This is a genomic window from Glutamicibacter sp. NPDC055354 (genome assembly GCF_053644955.1).
In genome coordinates this window covers 403,182-426,291 of the sequence record NZ_JBSHMB010000002.1, presented here as the reverse complement: position 1 = coordinate 426,291, position 23,110 = coordinate 403,182, and the positions used below count along the sequence as shown (strand labels likewise).

Annotated in this window: 21 protein-coding genes and 1 tRNA gene; 10 read left to right on the top strand and 12 right to left on the bottom strand. The window is 62.1% G+C overall.

The genetic code is table 11. From position 1 onward, the window contains the following. Positions 1 to 59: 59 nt before the first annotated feature. Positions 60 to 869 carry a DUF4352 domain-containing protein gene (locus ACWICV_RS12215; protein ID WP_454091077.1) on the bottom strand — a complete coding sequence of 270 codons (810 nt, stop codon included), beginning with the start codon at positions 867 to 869 and terminating at the stop codon, positions 60 to 62. A gap of 337 nt (positions 870 to 1,206) precedes the next feature. On the opposite strand from ACWICV_RS12215, the gene ACWICV_RS12210 reads away from it, so the two are divergent. Then, on the top strand, positions 1,207 to 2,034 hold the full coding sequence (locus tag ACWICV_RS12210; protein ID WP_105657214.1) for a hypothetical protein: 828 nt from the start codon (positions 1,207 to 1,209) through the stop codon (positions 2,032 to 2,034). Positions 2,035 to 2,196: 162 nt separating this feature from the next. On the opposite strand, the gene ACWICV_RS12205 is transcribed toward ACWICV_RS12210, so the two are convergent. The 4 genes from ACWICV_RS12205 to dusB all read right to left on the bottom strand — a co-directional run bounded on the left by ACWICV_RS12205 (position 2,197) and on the right by dusB (position 6,758). Beyond that, positions 2,197 to 2,269, bottom strand: a tRNA-Asn gene (locus tag ACWICV_RS12205). 53 nt (positions 2,270 to 2,322) lie between these two features. After that, entirely contained in the window at positions 2,323 to 4,203 is a 1,881-nt protein-coding gene (gene dnaG, locus ACWICV_RS12200) for a DNA primase (RefSeq protein WP_105657213.1), read from the bottom strand. Between the two features lie 9 nt (positions 4,204 to 4,212). Beyond that, complete coding sequence (locus tag ACWICV_RS12195; protein ID WP_332498739.1) at positions 4,213 to 5,496, bottom strand: deoxyguanosinetriphosphate triphosphohydrolase; 1,284 nt, start codon at positions 5,494 to 5,496, stop codon at positions 4,213 to 4,215. Between the two features lie 77 nt (positions 5,497 to 5,573). Beyond that, positions 5,574 to 6,758, bottom strand: coding sequence for a tRNA dihydrouridine synthase DusB (gene dusB, locus ACWICV_RS12190; RefSeq protein ID WP_105657211.1), 1,185 nt, complete (start codon positions 6,756 to 6,758; stop codon positions 5,574 to 5,576). A 103-nt stretch (positions 6,759 to 6,861) separates the two neighbouring features. Between dusB and ACWICV_RS12185 the strand changes: the two genes are divergently transcribed. The 6 genes from ACWICV_RS12185 to ACWICV_RS12160 all read left to right on the top strand — a co-directional run bounded on the left by ACWICV_RS12185 (position 6,862) and on the right by ACWICV_RS12160 (position 13,006). After that, positions 6,862 to 7,326: a hypothetical protein gene (locus ACWICV_RS12185; RefSeq protein WP_454091076.1), complete on the top strand. Its 465-nt coding sequence runs from the start codon at positions 6,862 to 6,864 to the stop codon at positions 7,324 to 7,326. After that, on the top strand, positions 7,326 to 8,972 hold the full coding sequence (locus ACWICV_RS12180) for a DUF5671 domain-containing protein (RefSeq protein WP_454091075.1): 1,647 nt from the start codon (positions 7,326 to 7,328) through the stop codon (positions 8,970 to 8,972). Before ACWICV_RS12185 ends, ACWICV_RS12180 begins: the two co-directional genes overlap by 1 nt. A 135-nt stretch (positions 8,973 to 9,107) precedes the next feature. Further along, positions 9,108 to 10,184, top strand: a complete 1,077-nt coding sequence (locus ACWICV_RS12175; protein WP_454091074.1) for a FecCD family ABC transporter permease — start codon at positions 9,108 to 9,110, stop codon at positions 10,182 to 10,184. Beyond that, a complete protein-coding gene (locus tag ACWICV_RS12170; protein WP_332727459.1) occupies positions 10,181 to 11,227 on the top strand; it encodes a FecCD family ABC transporter permease in 1,047 nt (348 codons plus the stop codon). Before ACWICV_RS12175 ends, ACWICV_RS12170 begins: the two co-directional genes overlap by 4 nt. Beyond that, the gene (locus ACWICV_RS12165; protein WP_400290293.1) at positions 11,224 to 12,024 is read left to right on the top strand and encodes an ABC transporter ATP-binding protein; all 801 of its coding nucleotides are present in this window, start codon (positions 11,224 to 11,226) and stop codon (positions 12,022 to 12,024) included. The genes ACWICV_RS12170 and ACWICV_RS12165 overlap by 4 nt, the downstream gene beginning before the upstream one ends. Before the next feature lie 13 nt (positions 12,025 to 12,037). Then, positions 12,038 to 13,006 (top strand): ABC transporter substrate-binding protein, encoded by a 969-nt coding sequence (locus tag ACWICV_RS12160; RefSeq protein ID WP_102598153.1) that lies wholly within the window; start codon positions 12,038 to 12,040, stop codon positions 13,004 to 13,006. A gap of 77 nt (positions 13,007 to 13,083) precedes the next feature. Here ACWICV_RS12160 and chrA read toward each other — a convergent pair whose 3' ends face one another. The 4 genes from chrA to ACWICV_RS12140 form a co-directional block, all read right to left on the bottom strand. After that, positions 13,084 to 14,289 (bottom strand): chromate efflux transporter, encoded by a 1,206-nt coding sequence (gene chrA, locus ACWICV_RS12155; protein WP_454091073.1) that lies wholly within the window; start codon positions 14,287 to 14,289, stop codon positions 13,084 to 13,086. A gap of 57 nt (positions 14,290 to 14,346) precedes the next feature. Continuing rightward, positions 14,347 to 15,360: a DMT family transporter gene (locus ACWICV_RS12150; protein WP_454091072.1), complete on the bottom strand. Its 1,014-nt coding sequence runs from the start codon at positions 15,358 to 15,360 to the stop codon at positions 14,347 to 14,349. A gap of 79 nt (positions 15,361 to 15,439) precedes the next feature. Then, positions 15,440 to 16,369 carry a GNAT family N-acetyltransferase gene (locus tag ACWICV_RS12145; protein ID WP_400290286.1) on the bottom strand — a complete coding sequence of 310 codons (930 nt, stop codon included), beginning with the start codon at positions 16,367 to 16,369 and terminating at the stop codon, positions 15,440 to 15,442. Positions 16,370 to 16,375: 6 nt separating this feature from the next. Next, positions 16,376 to 17,761, bottom strand: coding sequence for a glycine--tRNA ligase (locus tag ACWICV_RS12140; RefSeq protein ID WP_400290284.1), 1,386 nt, complete (start codon positions 17,759 to 17,761; stop codon positions 16,376 to 16,378). A gap of 180 nt (positions 17,762 to 17,941) precedes the next feature. On the opposite strand from ACWICV_RS12140, the gene ACWICV_RS12135 reads away from it, so the two are divergent. Then, on the top strand, positions 17,942 to 18,172 hold the full coding sequence (locus ACWICV_RS12135; protein WP_181148825.1) for an RNA-binding S4 domain-containing protein: 231 nt from the start codon (positions 17,942 to 17,944) through the stop codon (positions 18,170 to 18,172). On the opposite strand, the gene ACWICV_RS12130 is transcribed toward ACWICV_RS12135, so the two are convergent. Continuing rightward, positions 18,173 to 18,823 (bottom strand): alpha/beta hydrolase, encoded by a 651-nt coding sequence (locus ACWICV_RS12130; protein ID WP_332502605.1) that lies wholly within the window; start codon positions 18,821 to 18,823, stop codon positions 18,173 to 18,175. It lies immediately after the preceding gene. Between the two features lie 352 nt (positions 18,824 to 19,175). On the opposite strand from ACWICV_RS12130, the gene ACWICV_RS12125 reads away from it, so the two are divergent. Further along, positions 19,176 to 19,574, top strand: a complete 399-nt coding sequence (locus ACWICV_RS12125) for an SHOCT domain-containing protein (protein ID WP_454091071.1) — start codon at positions 19,176 to 19,178, stop codon at positions 19,572 to 19,574. Positions 19,575 to 19,603: 29 nt separating this feature from the next. Continuing rightward, on the top strand, positions 19,604 to 20,500 hold the full coding sequence (locus ACWICV_RS12120; RefSeq protein ID WP_400290280.1) for an SGNH/GDSL hydrolase family protein: 897 nt from the start codon (positions 19,604 to 19,606) through the stop codon (positions 20,498 to 20,500). 82 nt (positions 20,501 to 20,582) lie between these two features. On the opposite strand, the gene metX is transcribed toward ACWICV_RS12120, so the two are convergent. Together metX and ACWICV_RS12110 are read right to left on the bottom strand one after the other, a co-directional pair. Further along, positions 20,583 to 21,728, bottom strand: a complete 1,146-nt coding sequence (gene metX, locus ACWICV_RS12115; protein WP_332489386.1) for a homoserine O-acetyltransferase MetX — start codon at positions 21,726 to 21,728, stop codon at positions 20,583 to 20,585. A 2-nt stretch (positions 21,729 to 21,730) separates the two neighbouring features. Continuing rightward, positions 21,731 to 23,074, bottom strand: a complete 1,344-nt coding sequence (locus ACWICV_RS12110; protein ID WP_400290572.1) for a bifunctional o-acetylhomoserine/o-acetylserine sulfhydrylase — start codon at positions 23,072 to 23,074, stop codon at positions 21,731 to 21,733. Positions 23,075 to 23,110 lie beyond the last annotated feature (36 nt).

Below are 23,110 nucleotides of genomic sequence, written 5' to 3'. Positions count from 1 at the left end.
GCAAAAGAAAAGAGGTTCCGCCACCCCTGATGGGATAGCGGAACCTCTGCGAATTCGAGCTACTTCGCAGCCCAGAGCACCGAGTCGTCAGTTAACGAGAGCGTTTCGCTCATGCGGATTTTCGCATCTGCCACGGCCTCGGCCGGCACGTCGAAGACCACCTGGTAGCTTCCCTTCCCGCCCTTGGCCAAGGTAGGAACGTCCATGCCCGGCTTGGCGGTGATCGCAGTCGCGCTGCTGGTGCTGTAGATGCTTGCGTCCGAGCCCACCAGCTCTGGATTAAGGTCCAGCCATGCGTCGCCTTCTTCTTCTCCGTTGTAGACAACAGAAAGGTCCACGAGGACATACTGGCCTTCGGCCTCCTGGTTGAACTCATTTGCCTTGGCGATCTGTGCGCCGGCATCCAGGTTCACCGCACTGACATTGACCGAATACTCGCCAACAGCAGCGGCCTGCCCCAAGGCCAATACCTGTGTTTCGTCTTCGGCTTGCTCGATGATCTCAGCCGGTGCCGCCACTTCGCCGTCGGAAGCGTCGGCAATGCCGTTGGCGACCTCGTCGATCGCCTTCACATAGGCTGCCTGGGTGGCGAACACAAGAACGATGGCTACGATGGCGATGATGCTCGATGCAACGCCCAAGCCCTTGCTGCCACGGCGCTTGGAAGCGACAATGAGCGAGACGATGCCCAGTACCAGAGCAATGAAACCGAGCACGGCGGCAAAGTTGTTGACGATCGGTACCCAGCACAGGGCCAATGCAACGATGGCCACGACCAGGGCCGCAATGCCCAGGCCCTTGCCAGCTGAGCTCTTGGCAGGCGGTGCCGGTGGCACCATGTTCGGATCGACCGGATTTTGTACAGACATGAAAGCTTCCTTCGAGTGAAGACGGCGCCACGCTGGCGCCGAGGCGGATATCAGCCCAAGCGGATGAGGACTTCGGCCGAAAAGAGTCTTTGTTGACTCTTCAAGAATCATGCCAGTGCCTACCGACAATTTAGCTTGCCCCGGATTCGGCTCCAGCCGAGCTGCCCAAGGCAGCTGCAGTTTCCGGAAGCCAAGTGCGGGCGATTGACGTGCACCATTCAGGTGTTCCAGCAGGTGCATCTGGCCCGCGGACCGATGCCTGCGATTCTCCCGGGAATTTTCCTGCGCTAGGCGGGCCCGTTGGCAAAACCTGGGTGATTCATTACAGAATGCACTTATGGCCACTTCCCTTGAACACTCCCCGGGCCGCAGTACATTGCGCTATGTGCGCCTCATGCTGCTCGCGGTGCCCCTGCTCCTTGTCGTTGCCATCGTCATCTATGGCATTGCCAACCAGCGCATTGAAGACTCCCTGAGTTCCTATTACCTGGGTCCAGCACGGGACTTGTTCGTTGCGATGCTGGTGACTACCGGAGTGCTGCTCGTGGTTTACACCGGAGACGAGCTGGAGGACTATGCACTGAATTTGGCCGGCTTCTACGCCATGTTCGTCGCCTTGGTTCCCACCAAGCTGGGTGAAACGCTGGCGCAACTGCCCCTGGGCGAGCAGAGGCGGCTCATCTTCTCCGTGCAGGTATCGGTTATTGCGGTTCTCGTCGTCAGCTCGGTATTCATCTGGCTGGGAATCAGGACTAGCCGCGCTCCGCACCGCGCGCTGTTCCACAGCACCGCGACCAAAGCGCTCGGTTTGCTGAGCACCCTGCTCCTGGTCGGCTTTGTCCTGCTGCTGCTGTGGCGGACCGTTGAAGGCAAGCAGTTCGCCGGCGTGCATGCCAGCGCTGCATTCCTGCTGATCTTCTCCATGGGCATCGCCATCGCCAGCCACCTGGACCACAAGCCGCTGTGCGCGATGGACACCAGCGGAGGCAAGAAGCTGCACTACGCAATCATCCTGGTGCTGATGCTCATCGGATTGATTGCCTGGCCGATCCTGCTGGCCGCAGGCATCCAGGAGGCCCTATTCATTGTCGAATGGTTCGAGATCAGCCTTTTCTCGTATTTCTGGTATCTGGAATCCCGGCGCTTGTGGAACCCGGCTGCCTGAGTCCGCTAGGCAAAATACCCGCCGCTGGTCCGGCAACTGGCCCCTGCTACCTAACTCGGCTTTTTCCTGGCGAGGCTAGTCAGGGCTAGGTGCCAGAATTCCGGTTTCAGGCGAAAATAAAAGGTTCCGACTCGCGAATGCGAGCCGGAACCTTCTTGTAAGCTCCTCCAACTGGACTTGAACCAGTAACCCTTCGATTAACAGTCGAATGCTCTGCCAATTGAGCTATGGAGGATTGCAACGAGATATAACTTTACCCAAGATTCCCGCGAATGCAAAATCGGGATCCTAGGTTCCGCGAAGGATCCTCCGGCGCATCTCCAGTTCCATCAGTTCCCGGTTGATCTGGGCATATTCTTCGCCTTCGGGTGCCATTTCAGCACGCTGCAAGCGGCCGATCAACTCAGCCTTGCGGTGTGTGATTTGAAGCTCAATCAAGCCGTTGATGATGTCGGCGCAGTAGCGGTTCAGGCTATGTTCGTCAGATGCCGGAATGCTGGTCACTGCGAGTTCTGAAACGAAGCTGCGCAACTGCTCGGGGACTTCGTCGCGAATGACTTCAACCCAGGAGGTCGCCGACGCGCCTGCGCTGGACGCGGCAACGACGCCATCGTGGACAGCAGAGTGCGCCGGGGCCAGGAAGCGAGCCTCGTAGAACGCCTGCCATTGCTCGTCCTTCAACCGCTGCGGCTGCTGGATCACCACTTCCAGGGCCTGTCGTTCAAGGCGCATCACCGGGTCGCGGTGATCCGGGCGTTCAAAGGCCGCCGCCGGGATTGCCTGTTCAGCCTCCCCCGGTTGCGGGTGTGGTGCCTGCAGGTCTGCGTTCTTCGGCAACCGGGCGCGTTTGATGGAGGCGCCCACCGAGCGGTTGACGTCCTCATTATTCATTCCCAGCCAGCCGGCAAGCTCACGGGCATATGCCGGACGAATGGCCGAGTCGCGGATCTGCGCAACGATCGGAGCGGTCTGGCGCAAGGCCTGGACACGTCCTTCAACGGTGTTCAGATTGAATTTCTTCAATTCGGCACGAATGGCGAATTCAAACAGCGGACGCTTGAGCTCGATGAGCTCGCGTACAGCTTCGTCTCCGCGGTGCAAACGCAAGTCGCACGGGTCAGCACCGGTTGGTTCAACACAAACGTAAGTCTGGGCAATAAATCGCTGGTCTTCTTCGAAGGCGCGCAGCGCGGCCTTCTGGCCTGCGGCGTCACCATCGAAGGTGAAGACGACTTCGCCACCGGTGCCGTCATCCTGCAGCAGGCGACGGGCAATCTTGATGTGGTCCGTGCCGAAAGCGGTACCGCAGGTGGCTACCGCGGTGGTGATGCCAGCCAGATGGCAGGCCATCACGTCGGTGTAGCCTTCCACCACAACGATCTGGCGGCTCTTGGAAATCTGCTTCTTGGCCAGGTCCAGGCCATAGAGGACCTGGGATTTCTTGTAGAGCTGGGTCTCCGGGGTGTTCAGATACTTCGGGCCCTGGTCATCCTCGTAGAGCTTGCGTGCACCGAAGCCGATGGTGGCACCAGACAGGTCGCGGATCGGCCACATGACACGTCCGCGGAATCGGTCATAGATTCCGCGGTTGCCCTCGGAGAACATGCCCGTCAGCTTCAGCTCATCATCAACGAAGCCCTTGGAGCGCAGGTGCTTGAGCAGCGAATCCCAGCCCTTGGGCGCATAGCCCACGGAGAATTGGGCTGTGACTTCCTGGTCAAAACCGCGACCGGCAAGGAACTCGCGGCCGGCGGCTCCTTCCTCGGTAGCCAGCTGCGCGCGGAAGAATTCCTCGGCGACCTTGTGCGCGTCGACCAGGCGCTGGCGCTTGCCGTAGTCTTCGCGGCGCGGTCCCGGTCCCCCGTCTTCATAGCGAAGCTCGTAGTTGATCCGGGCAGCCAGAAGTTCCACAGTTTCGGTGAACGACGAGTGGTCCATTTTCTGGATGAAGGCGATCACGTCGCCGGACTCGCCACAGCCAAAGCAGTGGAAGGTTCCTAGCTGCGGGCGAATATGGAAGGACGGACTGCGTTCGTCGTGAAAAGGGCACAGGCCCTTGAACGAGCCAATGCCCGCGGATTTGAGCGTGACATAGGATTCGACGACCTCACGGAGGTCGGTGCGGTTACGCACCTCGTCGATATCTTCACGCTTGATCAGCCCTGCCATGATTCCCTTCTAGAACAACTTTGCGTCAGGGGCTTCGCCCTTAACCAGATACGAGTGCCATTCGGTGGCTGAGACGTCAGTGAGCGAGGCGACCTGGTCAATCACCACACGCAGCTGGGCCGCTTCATCAGCGGCGTCTTCCCAGTCAGCTGCGAAGATCGGCTCCAGATTATCCCGGCCCGTTTCAAAGAGCAGTTCGACCAGCTCGGTCAGCAGCGTGCGCTGATCCAGGTAGAGCGGCTGGCGCACTTCCGAAGCCATCACGTAGCTGGCCGCGATGCCCTTCATCACGGCAATCTCGTGTTCGGTTTCCTCGGGCACAATCAGGTTCGCGTTATAGCGGGTGAGCTTGCCTTCCCCGAAGCGTGCCCGGGTGGCATCCATTGCGGCGGCAGCGAAGCGGCCAATGAATTGGCTGGTCATGTCCTTCAGCGCCGCCATGGAACGCCGTGAGCCGTCAAAATGCGAAACCCACTCATCGCTGATTTCCAGGCGGCGCAACGCCGCATCGATGTCGGCCTCCCCAGTGGTCGGCAAGTACCAGTCCTTGGTCACCTGCAACGCACGCTCGCGCTGCAGATCCTGCTTGAGCCAACGCAGCTGCAGCTTGCCGCCGACAATTGCGTCTTCCACGTCATGAACCGAGTAGGAAATGTCATCAGCCAAGTCCATGACCTGGCCTTCCATGCAGACCGCTCCGGCGGTGGCCTCCGGGACATTGCGCAACCAGTTGAAGACGGTGGCGTCATCCTCGTAAACACCGAACTTCCTGGTTTTCTTGCCGTTGACCTCTGGCGCATCGGTTTTCAGCCACGGGTACTTGCACGCTGCATCCAGCGAGGCCCGCGAAAGATTCAACCCGGCCGAATGCCCGTTGTGCCGGAAAGTCTTGGTTTCCAAGCGAGTGAGCAAACGCAAGGTCTGGGCATTGCCCTCGAATCCGCCAATGTCCTTGGCTGCCTTGTCCAGCGCCTTCTCGCCGTTGTGGCCAAAGGGCGGATGACCCAGGTCGTGCGCCAAGCAGGCGGTGTCGACGACATCCGGATCGCAGCCAAGGGCCGCACCGAGCTCGCGGCCCACCTGGGCCACTTCCAATGAGTGGGTGAGCCGGTTGCGCACGAAGTCATTCTGGTTCGGTGCCACTACCTGGGTCTTGGCGCTCAAACGGCGCAAGGCGGAGGAATGCAGCACGCGGGCACGGTCCCGCTCAAAGGCAGTACGGTAGGACTTCTTCGCTGGTTCAGGCACCCACCGCTGCTGGTCGGCTTCGGTATATCCGGGGATCTGAGTCATAGTTCCTAGTCTAGTAACTCTTTGCCGGCATTGAGGAGTTATCCACTAGTGGCGTAGCCGTGGCTATTCCGGGGTGGCTAGCCGCCGGAGATATCCAGCTCGGCGGCCTTGATCATTTCGCGGTGGGCATCGCTCATCACGCGGTTATCCAGCCAGCCGTCGGGGACGTGCGTCTTCTTCGGGTGGCCCGCACGTCCGCGGGTGCCTTCTGCGGCAACCCCCGGGTATGGCAGGTCCAGATCCAGCTGGTCCAGCAGTTCGCGCAGCACTGCCAGGGATGGCACCTGGGCCAGCTGCGAGCGGATTTCGCCGCCTACCGGGTAGCCCTTGAAGTACCAGGCAATGTGCTTGCGGATATCGCGCATGCCCTTGCCCTCGTCCTCGAAGAATTCGGCCAGCAGTTCGCCATGGCGGTATACGGTGTCAGCGACCTTGCGCACGCCCGGGCGGAAACGGTCTTCACGGCCCTCGAAGGCCGCCTGCAGGTCGCCGAAAATCCATGGCCGGCCCTGGCAGCCACGGCCTACCATGACGCCGGCGGCACCGGTCTGCTCAACCATTTCAATGGCGTCCTCGGCACTGAAGATATCGCCGTTGCCCAACACCGGCATGTCATCCATGGCTTCGCGCAGGGTGGTGATCGCGTCCCAGTCGGAGTGCCCCGCGTAGTACTGGCCGGCGGTGCGCGCGTGCAAGGTGACTGCGGCCGCACCGTGGTCCCGGGCAATTTTCGCTGATTCCAGGTAGGTCAGGTGGTCCTTGTCGATGCCGATGCGCATCTTCACGGTCAGCGGGATATCGCCCTTGGCGGCCTCTGAGGTCGCGGCTTCGATGATGGAGGTGTAGAGATCCGATTTCCAGGGCAGGGCCGAGCCGCCGCCCTTGCGGGTGACCTTTGGAACTGGGCAGCCGAAGTTCAGGTCAACGTGGTCCGCCAGGTTTTCGTCAACCACCATGCGCACGGCAGCGCGCACGGTGCCGGGGTCCACGCCGTAGATCTGGATGGAGCGGATTTCCTCGTCGGGATCGTGGGAGATGATGCGCAAGGATTCGGGGTTGCGTTCCACCAGTGCCCGGGCGGTCACCATTTCGGTCACGTACAGCCCGCCGCCGTATTCGCGGCAGAGGCGGCGGAAAGCGCGGTTGGTCACCCCAGCCATCGGAGCAAGAACCACCGGGGTATCAATGGTCAGCTTGCCCAGCTGCAATGGAGGCAGCTTGAGGGTCGGGGTGTTGGTTGGCGCATCAGTCAGGGTCGTCACCCATCCATTATCCCGCACGAACGCAAAACAGTAACTGAGATCTTCATCAAATCTTGATGCCGAGGCGCTGGATTATTGTCCTGATGTGGACCAAAATGATGCAATGACAAGTAAATTTTCGGCGGCGCGGGTGGTTTTGCTGGCCCTTGCCGCCGCCATTGTGGCTTTGGTTATATCCGCATTGCTCGTGGTTTCGCTGCGTTCGGCACCAGAGGTCCACGGGGAGAACACCCCGGAAGGGGTCGTGCAAAGATATCTGATGGCTTTCGAGGCCGAGGATTTGCCGGCCATGCAGCGCTACACCATTGAAGGCCAATCCAGGATGCTGTGCTCTCCCGAACCCTATGCCCCGCAGCCACTTGATGTGCAGCTGCTGCGCAGCACCGTCGGGGAGTCCAGTGCTACCGTCCGCACCAGGTTCAATACCCGCGACGCCCAATTCCTGCCCTTGGGGAATCTCTCCTCATATGAAGAGGCCTTCGAGCTGCGCAAGGTCGATGGAACCTGGCTGATTGACCGCATGCCGTGGCAGGTCGGCCTGTGCACCGCCGAGGAGATGGGTTACTGATGGCCGCAACCGCCCCGGCGTTCCACGTGCAAAGCAGCAGCGTGCTGCGTCCGGTGATCCTCCACGGCTTGCTGTTCGTGCTGTTGATGGTCTCGGCTACGGGTCTGTCTACGCTCTTTACCGCGCTCTTCCATGGTTTCGATTCCTTGCTGGTCAGCACCGAGCAGCTGGCGATGGCCTTCACCTTCACCCTGGTTGGAATCCCCTTGGCCTGGTTGTTGTGGCGTTCCATCCGCAAGCGCCTGGCCCGGCCGTCGGCCTTCGACTCAGCCATCTGGTCCTTGCAGGCCTCCGCCGCGTACCTTGCCACCCTGGCTGCCAGCAGCTGCGCCGCGCTGGCGTTCCTGGCGGGACTTGTTTCCGCAGCCCGCGACGGGGCATGGCAGTCGACGCTGGCGGTGGCCTTGGGCTGGGGCACGGTGTGCGCCTGGCAGCACCGCCAAATTACTTCATCGCGTACTGCACCACGGCAATTCGCCCAGCTGGCGGCCACCGTGGGAAATTACTTCAGCATGGTGCTCTTCGCGCTTTCGCTGGTTGCCACGCTGACGGTCGCGTTGGAAATCCTGTTCGTGCCGGAAAATACGCTGGTGGGTCCCACCGGCATGCCGAATCTGCTGATGGCGCTGGTCTGGCTGGCCGGTTCCTCGGCCCTGTGGTTCTGGCATTGGAAACTGCGCAGAGTCCAGATGATGTCCAATCTCCTGAACAGCATCCTGCTGGTTGTATTGGGCCTGGCCGCACCGGTGTTGGCGTTCCTGCTGGCGATCGCCGAGCTGGTTTCCTGGGTGTGGCCGCAGGCATGGACGGCGCAGGAACGCACCGACCTCTTCCTCGACGGCGGTCCAAGCCTGCTGGCCATCATTGTGGCGGCCGCGGTTCTCTGGATTTATCACCAGTCCCAGCTGCGTTCCGGGCTGCACCCTGCCGCCGTGGTTGGCGCAGCGCACCTGGCGCTGAGCGGTATCAGCCTGGCCGTGCTGGCTACCGGTCTGGGCATGGTGGTCAATGCGCTCTTCGCAGCACTGGGGTCCAGCGTCTCGGTGGGCTACTCCGCGGGTTTGCTGGGCCATGGTCTCGGCTTGCTCGCCTTCGGAACCGCCGCATGGCTTTGGTACTTCAAGCCCTGGAAGCCCTTCCCGGCAGACTCGCGCAGCGCCTATTTGGTCCTGTTCTTCGGAGCCAGTTCCGTCGTCGCGCTGGTTTCCCTGCTGGTCTTCGGGTACCGGATTTTCGAGTTCTACCTGGAACCCGATTCTCGTCTTGATTCCCTGCTGGACACCGTTCGCGCCCCGCTGGGCTGGCTGGTTGCGACCGCCGCCGTGGCCGGATACCACTTTGCGCTGTGGCGTTCGGACAAGGATTCCAGAGCCGGTTCTTACGGAAAATCCATTGCCTCTCAGGGGTCGATAACACGTCGAGCAGTGGTAATCGTTGGCCCGGCGGCTTCCGAGCCGATGGCGGCTCAGCTCAAAGCGCGCCCGGAGCTAGCGGTGACGTGGATGGCTTCGTCCGGCCCTGCGCTGGACGACCGGGCCGAGGTGTCGGTGCTGGCGCGCATCGAGGAATACCTGGCAACTCATCATGATTCCTTCATGGTCCTTGCCGAAGCTGACGGGTCGGTGCGTTTCATCAATCTCGCCTAGTCGGAACGTCTTCAGCACTAACTTGTAAATAGGTGCGTCTATTGTGACTTATTTTGCCCTAACCTAAAAACATCATGGTAGTGTGACTTTTTGTGCTCGCGATTCAGTGAGTGTTCCCTAATTACGGAAAGTCGCATGACCCTCCTTGCGCCGCATCAACCCGCCAACAAGTCCGATCGAACCAAAGCCGCCCATGGATCAGCAGGATTGTCCGCCAGCAATGCTTGGAAGTCAGCGGCGTTGGCCCTGTGCCTCGGTTTGCTCTCAGTCGCCCTCTTCGCGTCTTTGGGCATTGGAGCAAAGGCGATTGCGCCGCTGGCTGCCGGGCAGGCGCTATGGGGAATTGGCGCACCCGAAACACTGGTGATCATCAACGAGCTGCGCCTGCCGCGCACTGCGATTGGGCTCCTGGCAGGAATGTCCCTGGCTGTTGGCGGCGCATTGATTCAGGCACTGACCCGCAATCCGCTGGCAGATCCCGGTATCCTCGGGGTCAACGCGGGCGCCGGATTCGCCGTCGTGCTCGCAGTGGCATTCCTGGGCATCACCCACATTTCCCAGTACATCTGGTTCGCCTTCGCCGGGGCCGTGCTGGCCACCCTCGCGGTATACCTCATTGGATCGCGTGGCCGCGGTGGAGCGACACCGGCCAGGCTGACCTTGTCCGGCGTCGCACTGGGCGCCGTGCTGGGAGGAATTTCCAACGGGATGACCCTGCTCAACCCCGAGGCTTTTGACCGCATGCGCTATTGGGGCGCGGGAACCTTGAACAACCGCACCCTGCCCATGGTGGGCGTCATCGCCCCTTTCGTTATCCTGGGGCTGGTATTGGCGGTGCTGTGCACCCGCTCGCTGAACACATTGGCCTTGGGCGATGAGGCCAGCCTCGCGCTGGGTACCAATATCGGCCTGACCCGCGCAGTGGTGATCGTGGCGGTCACCCTGCTCTGCGGCGCAGCGACCGCCGCCGCCGGCCCGATCGGCTTCGTGGGCTTGATGATCCCGCATATCAGCCGTTGGATCGTCGGACCGGATCAGCGATGGATCCTGTGTTTCTCGATGATCCTCGGCCCGGTGCTGTTGCTCGTTTCCGATGTGCTTGGCCGCATCGTTGTCCCGCCCGGCGAAATGCAGGTGGGGGTCGTCACGGCCTTGCTTGGCGCTCCGGTGCTGATTTGGCTGGTTCGGCGCAAGCGGGCTAGCGGACTATGAGTGCTGTGGATTTCGGCCCGGGCCGCCGGGTACTGCGCATTGGACGCATCTGGTTGCGCGTGCAACCACGTCAGCTGCTTCTCGCCGCACTGCTCTCGGTGTTGGCGGCCGCCCTGGGCCTCTACGCGTTGGCCACTGGCGACTACACGCTGGGCTTGGGCGAAGTGCTCAATACCCTGGCTGGAGCCGGGGAGGCCAGCAGCCAGCGGGTGGTGCTGCAATGGCGGCTGCCCCGCGTTCTGATGGCACTGCTATTGGGCGCAGCGCTAGGCGCCAGCGGGGCAATTTTCCAATCCATGACCCGCAATCCCCTGGGTTCTCCAGACATTATCGGATTCAATACCGGTGCCTATACCGGTGCGCTGGCCGTCATGCTGGTCTTCGGCGGCGGGTATTTCCAGGTGGCACTCGGTGCATTGGCTGGTGGCTTGGCCACCGCGGCCGTGGTGTATGCCTTGTCCTTTAAGAACGGCTCTGAGGGATTCCGGCTGATCATCGTCGGGATCGCGGTCAGCGCGATCCTCGCTTCGGCCAACACCTGGCTGATCTTGCGCAGCGAGCTGGAGGACGCCATGTCCGCGGCCATCTGGGGTGCCGGCTCGCTCAATGCCATCGGCTGGGACCAGGCCATACCGGCCGCAGCGGTAGCCCTGCCTCTCGCGCTGGGCGCCATGGCCTGCACGCGCAGGATGCGCCTGCTGGAACTGGGCGACGACGCTGCTGTGGCGCTGGGCATCAACACCGAATCCAGCAAGCTGTCCTTGCTGGTGATCGGGGTCGCGTTGACTGCCCTGGCCACCGCGGCGGCAGGCCCCATCGCCTTCATCTCGCTAGCTGCTCCGCAAATCGCGCGCCGGATCATGGGCAGCGCAGGCGTGTCGTTGGCTTACTCGGCATTGCTCGGCGCCGTGCTGCTGCTGGCCAGCGATGTGCTGGCCCAGCGCGTTTTGGAGAACACTTCCCTGCCGGTTGGCGTAGTCACCGTCAGCATCGGCGGGGTCTACCTGATCTGGCTACTACTTCGTGAGGCACGACGCCAATGAGCACGACCCATCCGCAGCTATCCGCCGACCGGCTCACCTTGGGCTACGGGCCATCGGCCATCTCCGAAAACCTCTCGCTATCCATCCCCCCGGGCTCGTTTACGGTCGTCGTTGGACCCAACGCCTGCGGCAAATCGACCTTGCTGCGCGCCCTGTCCAGGGTGCTGAAGCCTTCCTCCGGCCAGGTCATCCTGGATGGCAAACCGATCCTGTCCCTGCCAGCCAAGCAGGTGGCCCAGCGGCTGGGGCTGCTGCCGCAGTCCTCCATCGCCCCGGATGGCATCACCGTTGCGGATCTGATCGCCCGCGGCCGCAGCCCGCACCAAGGCTTGTTCTCCCAATGGTCTGCCGCGGACGAGCAAGCAGTGCTCAGCGCCATGCACGCCACAGGCACCACCGGGCTCTCCCGGCGGCTGGTCGACGAACTATCCGGCGGGCAACGCCAACGCGTCTGGATCGCCATGGTACTGGCCCAGCAGACTCCTTTGCTGCTGCTCGATGAACCGACCACCTTCTTGGACATCTCCCACCAGATCGAAATCATGGAACTGTGCCGCAGGCTCAACGAGCAACAGGGCAATACGGTGGTTGCGGTGCTCCATGACTTGAACCAAGCGTGCCGCTACGCCACGCACCTGATCGCGATGAAATCCGGTGAGATCGTCGCCGCAGGACCTCCCTCGCAGATTGTCACCGAGGAACTGATCCGCGAGGTTTTCGCCTTGCCCTGCACCATCATCCAGGATCCCGTCTCGCACACACCACTCGTGATCCCGCTGGGCCACGAGGCCATCTAAGAAGGAAAAGAACATGCAACCAATGACCCGACGCGTCTTTTTCGGCGCAGCTTCGCTGGCCGCAGCCCTGGCCCTGGCCGCCTGCAGCCCGAGCACCCAGGCCGCTTCCCCTTCAAGCGGCGAAGCCAGCGCAGCGTGGAGCTTCACCGATTCCGGCTATGGAAAAACCATCTCCATGGATGCCGCACCGCAAACGCTGGTCACCGATTCCTATTCGGCTGCGGCACTCTGGGACTACGGCATCCGCCCCTCGGGCGTCTTCGGATACGGTTTGGACGAGTCGGGCAGCCTGGCCCTTGGCAGTGCGGATCCAGCAGAGATGACCATCATCGGCCAGGACGGAGAGTTCAGCCTGGAGAAGTTGCTTGGCCTCGACCCGGATCTGATCGTGGGCTTCGGCAATGCCGAAGGCACGGGCTGGACCTGGTGGGATGACAAGGTCCAGGCAGAGGCCACTGCCACGGCTCCATTCCTGGGCATCAAATTTGGCAACCGGCCTGTTCTGGAGGTCATCGAGGACTATGAATCATTGGCCAAGTCATTGGGCGGGGATATTGCGTCGCAGTCCGCCGCCAAGGCCGACTACCAAGCCAAACTTGAACAGTTGCGTGCCTTGGCCAAGGACCAGCCGTTGCGGATCATCGCGCTCAATGGGTATGACGACCTGTACGTCGGCCAGAAATCACTGGGCCAGCTGGCCCTGCTGGACGAACTCGGATTCGATATTGTCGGCCAGACCGAGGACAGCGGCTGGGCTTCAATGAGCTGGGAGAAGGTTGCCGACTACCCTGCCGATGTGGTGCTGAGCTATTCGGGCACCGCGCAGCAGGTCAAGGACCATCCCGTCTTCGCGTCTTTGCCAGCGGTAGAGGCCAGCCAGGTGGTCGAATGGGATGATAAGCGTCCGTTCACCTACAGCAGCTATGCGCAATGGTTCGACGAGCTGATCGCAGTGCTCAACACAGCCAAGAGCCTGAACTAGGGGCATTGCGCCGAGGTCCGGTACCCCGCGCCACGAGGCGCACCGGGGTGCCGGCCCCAGCAGCTCACCGAGCCTGCCTAAGCCAACACGCCCAGCAGCACTCCCCCGAGCGCACCGATGGCCACGACAATCCATGGGGCCATCTTCCAGGCGGTCAGCAAAACAAAGCAGAGCAAGGCCAGGACGAAAGCGGGAGCCGAAGTAATCGCCGAGGTGAAGACCGGGTTGTACAGTGCGGCGGCGAGCACCCCGACCACTGCCGCGTTGGCGCCATGCATGATGGCCCTGGCGGCAGGCCAGTGGCTCACCCGGTTCCAGAACGGCAGCACGCCGAGCAGCAGCAGGAAGCCCGGAAGGAAAATGGCAAGCAAGGCGATGAGCGCTCCGGCAGCGCCGCCGGGACCCGAGTCGACGAGGACGCCAAGGTACGCGGCGAAGGTGAAGAGCGGTCCGGGCATGGCCTGGGCCGCGCCGTAGCCGGCGAGGAATTCTTGGGAACTGATCAGCCCGGGATCTACGACTGCGCTTTGGAGCAGCGGCAGGACCACGTGCCCGCCGCCAAAGACCAGGGCGCCGGAGCGGTAGAACGCATCGATGAAGCCCAGCAGATCCCGGCCCGTTGCAAGGGCTGCCACCGGCAACCCGAAAAGCAGGATGGCGAACAGCGACAGGCAGCTGATGCCCACGGTCCTTGATACCGGAAACTGCATAGCCGCCGCTGCTCCGGCATCCTTGCCGCGGCACCAGAAATATCCTGCCAATGCGCCGAAGGCAATGGCCAGGACCTGCCCGAAGCTTCCGGCCAAAAGCAGCGCCGATCCGGCAGCGACAACCGCAATGGCGGCACGGGCACGATCCGGAGCCAGGTTCCTTGCCATGCCCAGTACCGCGTGGGCGATAATGGCGACCGCGACGATTTTCAGGCCGGTCAGCAGCCCGGTACCGATGGGACCGCTGAACAGCGAAGCGCCGAAGGCGAAGACCGCCATCACCACCGCAGAGGGCAGGGTGAACGCCAGGAATGCCGCCAGGGCACCGCGCATTCCGGCCCGGTGCAAGCCCAAGCCGAAACCGACCTGGCTGGATGCCGGGCCGGGCAGGAACTGGCTCAATGCGACCAGTTGGGCGTACTGCTGGTCATCGAGCCAGCGGCGGCGATCAACCAGTTCGGTGCGGAAGTATCCCAAGTGGGCGATGGGACCGCCAAAAGAGGTCAAGCCGAGCTTCAGGAAGACCTTGAAGACTTCCCTGGCCGAGCCCTGTGCCATGCGCTGTAATTCCATGGATTCCAGCATAAGTCGTGGAGGAAAACGGAAGGTAAACAGCGATAGCGCGCCACGCTAATTGCGTGATGCCACCGGGATCCGGGGGCTGGCGCTCTTCGCGTTCCGCGCTCCGGAGATCGAGGCCAGGCCAACGGCGAGCAGTGTCAGCAAGGTACCCATGACAGTTGCGGCGGTGACGGACGAACCGGTGGCCGGGAAGAAAACGTCCAGGAGCAGCGAGCCCACCAGCTGGCCGCCAACGGCCGCGAGGCTGGTGACCAGCACTCCGAGCCGCTTGACCACCAGGGCGGTGATGCCGACGAACAGGCAACCGAGCAGTCCGCCGATGTAGTACCACCAGGTGCCTGGCAGCGGGTCCAGGCCGATGCCGGCAGGCAACCGCACCAGCATCACCATCGCCAGGACCACGAACCCGACGGCAAAGTTCACCAGGGTCGCCGCCGTGGCGCCGCCATAAGCCGCCGCTTGCGCGCCGTTGGCAGCTGCCTGGAAGCCCATGAGCATGCCGACGGCTGCCGAAAGCGCCATTGGCAGAAGCAAGGAGGAAAGGTCCGCGTCGGCTCCGCGCGGGCTGACCGCCCAAACCACGCCGATAATGGTCAGCACCACGCCGAGGATGCGCAAGGCATTGATCTTGCGCGGCGCGGCCCCGCCAAAGCCCACCCGGTCCATGAACATGGAACCGATTGCCTGGCCGGTCACCAGGCAGACGGTGAACAGCGCCACCCCAATGAGCGGCACCGCTGCGGCCTGGCTGAAGACAATCAGGGCACCTACCGCGCCGGCCACCAGGTACCAGCGCGGGAAACAGCCCTGGGCCAAGGCGCGCGGCACTTGCGCCACCGAGCCGCGCACCGCGGGAACAAAGATGGCCAGCAGTACCAATGCCGCCAAGCCGACACCGAAGCTGATGGTTGATGCCGCGATGGCGTCCCCCAGCTTCGCGCCCAGCGCCCCGTTGATGCGCGACTGCACGCACAGCAGCAGGCCCGAAGCGATGGCAAGCAGGATGAACAGGATCTTTCCGCCGGAGCGGACCTGCGCGGTCATGGTGGTGCTGGTGGTCAACGGAGTTCTTTCAAGAAGTGGAGGCTGGTGCAGAATGGCAAAAACGGGACCCGCCAGGCGGGTCCCGTTCTTGCTGGCATTACTTCGCCGCGTCGCTGGCGAGGATATGCGTCGTGGATATGACGGTGGCCTGGTCAACCACTGCCAACGCATCAATCAGCGAGGAGAGGACGAACATCGACGAGTCGACTTCCAGCTTCACCGGGTACTGGTGGATCAGCATGGCGACCATGTCGCGCACCGCTTCTGCCACTTCGTCATCGCTGAAGGCCGGGTTGTGGCCTACCAGCACGTCGGTTGGGGCGTTCTCGCGGGCGGGCACGTAGCTGACCGCGAAAGCCAGCGGAACACCGCCCTCGCGCTTCGGCTTGTCGCGCAGCACCAGGGCGCCCTGCGCGCCGGTGTGCTCGTCGAGCAGCATGCGCTGCGCCGAGCCCACGGTCATCTTGGCTGGATCCCAATCGGTGTGCACCGCGTTGTAGAAATCCATCACCAGCTGGGTCAGCTCGACACTGCCGGTGGACAGGTCCTCGATCACCCGGTCATTGGTGTCGAAAACCGGTTCAGCCAGAGCCCCCGGCTCCAGGATGACATCGCGCGAGACCTGGATTTCGCCCAGGCCCAGCGACTGGCAGAAGCCAGCCGCCGCGGCCGCAGGATCGCCGGCGGTCACGGTATAGCGGGCCTTGAGCTCCGTAGCCTGGCCCGCAGGGATCTGCTTGCGCAGCTGCTGAACCAGCGCGGTGCCTACGCCGGACCGGCGCTGCTCGGCGGCTACCTCGACATAGAGCCACAGGCGCTGCGGATGCAGCGAGGAAGCGAACACCACGCCGGCGCCGATAGCCACCTGGTCAACGGTGGCTACCAGCGTGCGGGAGAACGGTGCATCGCTGTTTTCGCGCAGCATGGTGCGGTCCTGGTGGGCCTGCGGGGAACGCGGGTCGCCGAAGATCTGCAGCAGCTGGAGGTCGTCCCCGGAGCGCCACAGGCGGAATTCCAGTTCGTTCATCGGGCTCTAGGCTCCGTTCAGGCGCTCGGAAAGGTAAGAGGTGACCTGGTCCAGGGAAACACGTTCCTGGGACATGGTGTCGCGTTCGCGGATGGTCACGGCCTGGTCCTCGAGGGTGTCGAAGTCCACGGTGATGCAGAACGGGGTGCCGATCTCATCCTGGCGGCGGTAGCGGCGGCCAATGGCACCGGCGTCATCGAAGTCGATGTTCCAGCGCTTGCGCAGCTCGGCAGCCAGGTCCTTGGCCTTCGGGGAAAGGTTCTCATTGCGGCTCAGCGGCAGCACCGCGGCCTTGACCGGAGCCAGGCGCGGATCGAGCTTGAGCACGGTGCGCTTGTCCACGCCGCCCTTGGTGTTCGGTGCTTCGTCCTCGGTGTAGGCATCGACCAGGAAAGCCATCATGGAACGGGTCAGGCCGAAGGAAGGCTCGATCACGTAGGGGGTGTAGCGCTCACCGGTGGCCTGGTTGAAGTAGGACAGCTCGGAGCCCGAAGCCTTCGCATGGCTGGACAGGTCGTAGTCGGTGCGGTTGGCAACGCCCATGAGCTCGCCCCACTCCGAGCCCTGGAAGCCGAAGCGGTACTCGAAGTCGATGGTGCCGGCCGAGTAGTGCGCGCGCTCGTCTTCTGGCACGTCGAACTGGCGCAGGTTCTCTTCTTTGATGCCCAGATCCAGGAACCATGCCCAGCAATCCTTGACCCACTGGTCGAAGAAGGCGGGGGCATCTTCCGGAGCGGTGAAGAACTCGATTTCCATCTGCTCGAACTCGCGGGTGCGGAAGATGAAGTTGCCCGGGGTGATTTCGTTGCGGAAAGCCTTGCCGATCTGGCCGATGCCGAATGGCGGCTTCTTGCGCGAGGCGGTGAGCACGTTGGCGAAGTTCACGAAGATGCCCTGGGCGGTCTCCGGACGCATGTAGGCCAGGCCGGCTTCGGTATCCACTGGGCCCAGGAAGGTCTTCATCAGGCCGGAGAACATCTGCGGCTCGGTGAACTGGCCCTTGGTGCCGCAGTCAGGGCAGGCGATCTCGCTCATCCCGTCCTTGGCGGCACGGCCCTTCTTGGTCTCGAAAGCCTCGATCAGGTGGTCCTGGCGGTGGCGCTTGTGGCACTGGATGCATTCGACCAGCGGGTCGGTGAAGGTGGCCACGTGGCCCGACGCTTCCCAGACAGCCTTGGGCAAGATGATCGACGAGTCCAGGCCAACCATGTCCTCGCGGCCGCGAACGAAGTTCTGCCACCACTCGCGCTTGATGTTTTCCTTCAGTTCGGTGCCCAGGGGACCGTAATCCCATGCCGAACGGGAACCACCGTAGATTTCACCAGCCTGGAAAACGAATCCTCGACGCTTTGCGAGGGAAATAACCTGGTCTAGCTTGGACTGTGGCGCCATATCAACTCCAATGGGAATTACGAGGCCGCTGGTTGCGGTCCGTAGAAAAATACATACCTTCCAAGGGTATCGTTTCCGCGGCCTGCAGACGAAGCCGAATCAGGTAACGCCGACGTGAACTTCCACGCCTTTGGCCGATTCTTACGATGCAGCGCACTTATTTAGGGAAGAATGGAAGCCATGAGTGCCAACGAAGCTTTTGACCTAGAAATCCGCGACGAGTCCATCCGCTTGGGCCAGTTGCTCAAACTTGCCTCCCTGGCCGAGGATGGCATCCACGCCAAGGAAATGATTTCCGACGGAATCGTCACCGTCAATGGAGAGGTGGACACCCGTCGCGGGGCGCAGATCCGCCCCGGCGACGTGGTGTGCGTGAATGGTGAATGCGTGAAGGTCACCGCCCAGCAGTAGTCAGCTTTTCCCCAGGACGACCCTGTTGAGGAACTCGGCCACATCCTGTAGTTCTTCCATGCACACCGAGTGGCCAATCTGCCGGTAGGTTTCGCTGGCCAATTCGGTGTGCCCCGGGACCCACCCCAGGGTGTATTCGATCTTGTCCCGGGTGATCACCGGGTCAGACAGGTCGCGGCCCCAGAACAGCGGTAGCGGCTTTTCTGCCAGCTTCGCGTCGTCGAATATTTCCAGGGGCCCGGGATCCACGGCGAAGCCCGAGAGCCCGACGACGGCTTCAATGGAATCGGGCTGGTAGCGTGCCAATGAAGTGGCCATGGCCATGCCCTGGGAGAAACCGAGCAGGGTGATCGAGGAGTGCTGTTTTACCAGCGGTTCCAGCAATGCCCATAGCGCTTCGACGCTGCGTGCCACCGACTCGATGGAGTAGTCGATTTCCTGGGTCAGCGGGAACCAGCTGTACCCCGGGCCTGCTTGCAGCGGTGCGCGCACCGAGAGGTAAGTGAACTCTTCGGGCAGATGCTGCGAGAGCCCCATGAGGTCTTGTTCATTCGAGCCATAGCCGTGCAGGAACACCAGCAGCGGAGTTCCAAGGCGGGATTCGTCGTTACGGGAGATGATGGCCACTGGAGCCTGATCCGGGATAGTCATAGTTCCCCAAGACTATCGAACAGGACGTAGCGGGGAACTACAGCTAGCTCAGCGCTTCCGCGACCCGATTCCATCAAGTCCCCGGCCACCGGCGATGGCAGCGCCCGGGTGCCGCAGAATTTCCCCATAATCGCCGTCGAATCTGCTGATGGCGTTGGCCGGCACTCTCCTGGAACCTTGGTCTTCCAAGGCCTGGAAATCCAGTTGACATGTTACAAGATTATAAATCTTGTAAAAATTGCTTAGCTTTCCAAGTTTTTCGTGTTCAACTGGACCAACGGCCTCACGGCCCTCCGGAACGCCGCTCTCGCCGGACGAGGCAGCGACAGCGACAGAGTTAGGAATAGGCGCCATGGACGAAATTGAATACAGCGAAAATATTCCGGGGCAGCTGCAAGAGGATCTCGATAGTTTAGGGTACATCGAACCGGACCCGGAAAGCGCTTCGTCCCTATTCGAAAACGTGGACACCGTATTTTCAGTCGGCACTCCCCTGTTCGCCATGCTCTTTATCGCCGTTATCGGATTGATCATCTTCGTGGCGGTGCGCAATTACCGCAAAGCCAAGAGCGCCGGTTTTGATCCGCTGACCCTGGAAACCGAGCTGATGGCAAGAGCCGCTAATTCAGCTATGCTGGCGCCGGAAAAATCCCTTGAGGACAAGCTTGCCGAACTCGATTCCCTGCACTCGCGAGGAATCATTACCCGCGACGAGTACTTGCAGGCGCGCCGGGACGCTTTGAGCGTCTAGCACGGCGGCTCATGGAATCATCCTCGGGAATGATTGACTATAAGTTACCCATTGGTAACAATAGATTCGTGCCAAACGATTCTGCTTCTGAACCATCAACATCCGCCAATGCCCCACTGCATCCGTGGCGCCGCTATGTCGCCATTGGGGACTCGTTCACCGAGGGCATCGGCGACCCCGACCCGTCGAGCACCGGCCGCCACCTTGGCTGGGCCGACCGCTTGGCCCACGAGCTCAGCCGCACCGTCCCGGACTTCTCGTATGCCAATCTCGCCATTCGAGGCCGGCTGATCGGCCAGATCGTTGCCGAACAGCTCGATCCCTGCATTGACCTGAAGCCCGATCTGATCTCGCTCTGCGCAGGCGGCAACGACGTCCTGCGCCCGGGCGGGGATCCAGACAAGATTGCAGATATCCTCGACAATGCGGTAGCCAAGCTCACCGATACGGGCGCCACGCTCTTGCTCTTCACCGGGCCCGATATTCGCGATACCCCGGTTTTGGGAAGCATCCGAGGCAAGGTGGCGATCTACAACGAAAACGTGCGCACCGTAGCCGCCCGCCACGACGCCATCGTGGCGGACATGTGGGCCTTGCAGGAGTTGCACCAATCCCAGATGTGGGCACCGGATCGCCTGCACTTCTCCCCCGCCGGGCACCAGCGCATTGCCGCCATGGCACTGGACTCGCTGAACGTCGCGCATCCGCTGGACACCGAAATCGTTCCGGCCGTGGATGAACGCAGCTGGAGGGAAGCCCGCAAGGAGGATCTGCAGTGGGCGCGTGAGCATCTTGCTCCCTGGGTATTGCGCCGCCTGCGCCACCAGTCCTCCGGCGACGGCATCACCCCGAAACGGCCCTCGGCCACGCCGTTTGCGCAGACCAAGCCAAACGACTCGCTCGGCGCCGGCGACAGCGCCAAGTAGGCATGAAAAGCCTGAAGCAGTTCCACCGATTACTGGCGGAACTGCTTCAGGCTTTGAAATCTTCCCGAGCCCCTTCCGGGGTTCAGTCTCCGAACACCAAGGTCCGAAGCACGCCATCGAGCTGCGTGGCATCGGTCAGGAATCCATCGTGGCCAATCGGCGAATCAATGTAGTGCACCGGTTTTGGCTTGGCCAGCGACGAAGCCAGCTTCACTGACTGCTCAGGAAAGTACAACCGGTCAGTGGTTACCGCGGCAACCACCACGTTGACCTTCGCCAGTCGCGCCAAGGCGGCTTCCAGGGATTCATGGCCGCGAGCCACATCATGGCTCATCAGCGCCTCGGTGAGCACCAGGTAGCTGTTGGCATCGAAACGATTCACCAACTTGCTGGCCTGATGGTCAAGATAGCTTTCCACCTGGTACCGCCCGCGAGGCCCCTCGAGCAGACCCGTTGGCTTCTCGCCATCCTGCGGGTTGCGCGAGAAACGGGTTTCAAGCTCGGCCTCGGAACGATAGGTGATGTGGGCCAGGCGGCGAGCCAAGCCAAGACCGGCGTCCGGGCGCGCATCGTTGCCGTAGTAGTCGCCATTGCAGAAGTGCGGATCCAACCGGATGGATTGGGTTTGCACCTGTGCAAAGGCAATTTGCTCGGCAGTCGCCTGCGCGCTCGAGGCCATCACTACGAGGTTCTTGACTTGGTCGGGGAACTCGACGGCGTATTCCAACGCGCGCGCACCGCCCATCGAACCGCCAATGACCGCATGCCAGGAATCGATTCCCAGTTGCTTGGCCAGCCGCGCTTCAAGGCGCACCGAGTCCTTGATGGTGACGAAAGGAAAGCTCGAACCGTAGGGCAGGCCCTGGTCGCCCAAGGACGAGGGGCCGGTGGAACCATTGCAACCACCCACCATGTTGATGGACACGACAAAGTACTCATTAGTGTCAACCGTGGCGCCGGGGCCTACGAGCTCTTCCCACCAGCCGGCGCTTTGCGAATCGCCTTGCGCAACGTGGGCATCACCGGTGAGCGCATGCATCACCAGCACCGCGTTGGAGCCATCAGCTGCTAGCGTCCCCCACGTTTCATAGGCCAGCACCACGTCCGGAAGGAATCCACCGAATTCGAAGTGGTGCTCCCCCACGGACTTACGGCGCAAAATGCCGTCTTGTCCGCCGGCGAGCTCTTCGGCGCGCAGAGTATCTTCAGTAGTCACAATGGATGCCATGCCTAGAGGGTTTCCTGCAGTTCCTTGTTCTCGAGGGCTGCAACAGCTTGGAAGCCCAGTTCCAGATCGGCCAGAATATCCTTGATATTCTCCAGTCCGACGCTCAGCCGCACCAGTCCCGGGCTCACGCCGGCCGCAACCTGCTCCGCTTCGGAGAGCTGGGCATGGGTGGTGGAGGCCGGGTGGATGACCAATGAGCGCACGTCGCCGATGTTCGCGACATTGGAGTGCAATACCAGTGCGTCCACGAAGGCCTGGCCGGCTTCCGAACCGCCCTCCAGTTCGAACGCGATGATCGAGCCGGCGCCCTGATCGCTGTACTTCTGCGCACGCTCATGCCAAGGCGAGGACTTCAGGCCTGCGTAGGCGACCTTCTGCACTTCCTCGCGGGCTTCGAGCCAATTGGCAACTTCTACGGCATTCTGGCCGTGGCGCTCAATGCGCAGCGACAAGGTTTCCAGGCCCTGCGCGATCAAGAACGCGTTGAACGGCGCAACCGAGGAACCCAAATCGCGCAGCAACTGCACGCGGGCCTTGAGGATGTAGGCCAGATTGGCGCCCAGGATGCCGTTGACACCCAGGTCGCGGGCGAAGACCAGGCCGTTGTATGACTCGTCCGGGGTGTTGAATCCCGGGAAGCGGTCGGCGTCCTTGGCGAAGTCGAAGTTGCCCGAGTCCACGATGACACCGGCAATGGCATTGCCGTGGCCGCCAAGGAACTTGGTGGCCGAATGGATCACGATATCCGCGCCCCACTCGATCGGGCGGATCAGGTACGGGGTGGCCAGGGTGTTGTCCACCAGCAGCGGCACGCCAGCTTCGTGGGCGATCGCCGAGATGCCCTCGATGTCCAGGACGTCCTGTCGCGGATTGGAGATGGTTTCCCCGAAGAAGGCCTTGGTGTTCGGACGCACCGCGGCACGCCAATCATCCAGGTTGTCCGGGTCCGAAACGAAGGTGACCTCGATGCCCAGGCGCTTGAGCGTGTGCTTGAGCAGGTTCTGGGTTCCGCCATACAGGCTGGGGCTGGCCACCAGGTGGTCGCCGGCTTCGGCCAAATTCAAGATGGCGAAAGTGGTGGCAGCCTGTCCCGAAGAGAGCAGCAGTGCTCCAACGCCGCCCTCCAGGTCAGCGACGCGGGTTTCCACCGCGTCAGTGGTCGGGTTGCCGATACGGGTGTAGATCGGCTCCAGTTCCTGCAGCGCGAAACGTGCAGCAGCGCTCTGGGCGCTGGGGAAGACGAAAGAGGTGGTTTGGAAAATCGGGAGAGCCCGTGCTCCGGTCGTCGGATCCGGGGTCTGGCCGGAGTGGATCTGACGGGTTTCAAATGACCAGTTATTGCTCATGGTTTCCTCCAAATAGCGTTTCATGACTATGGGGGT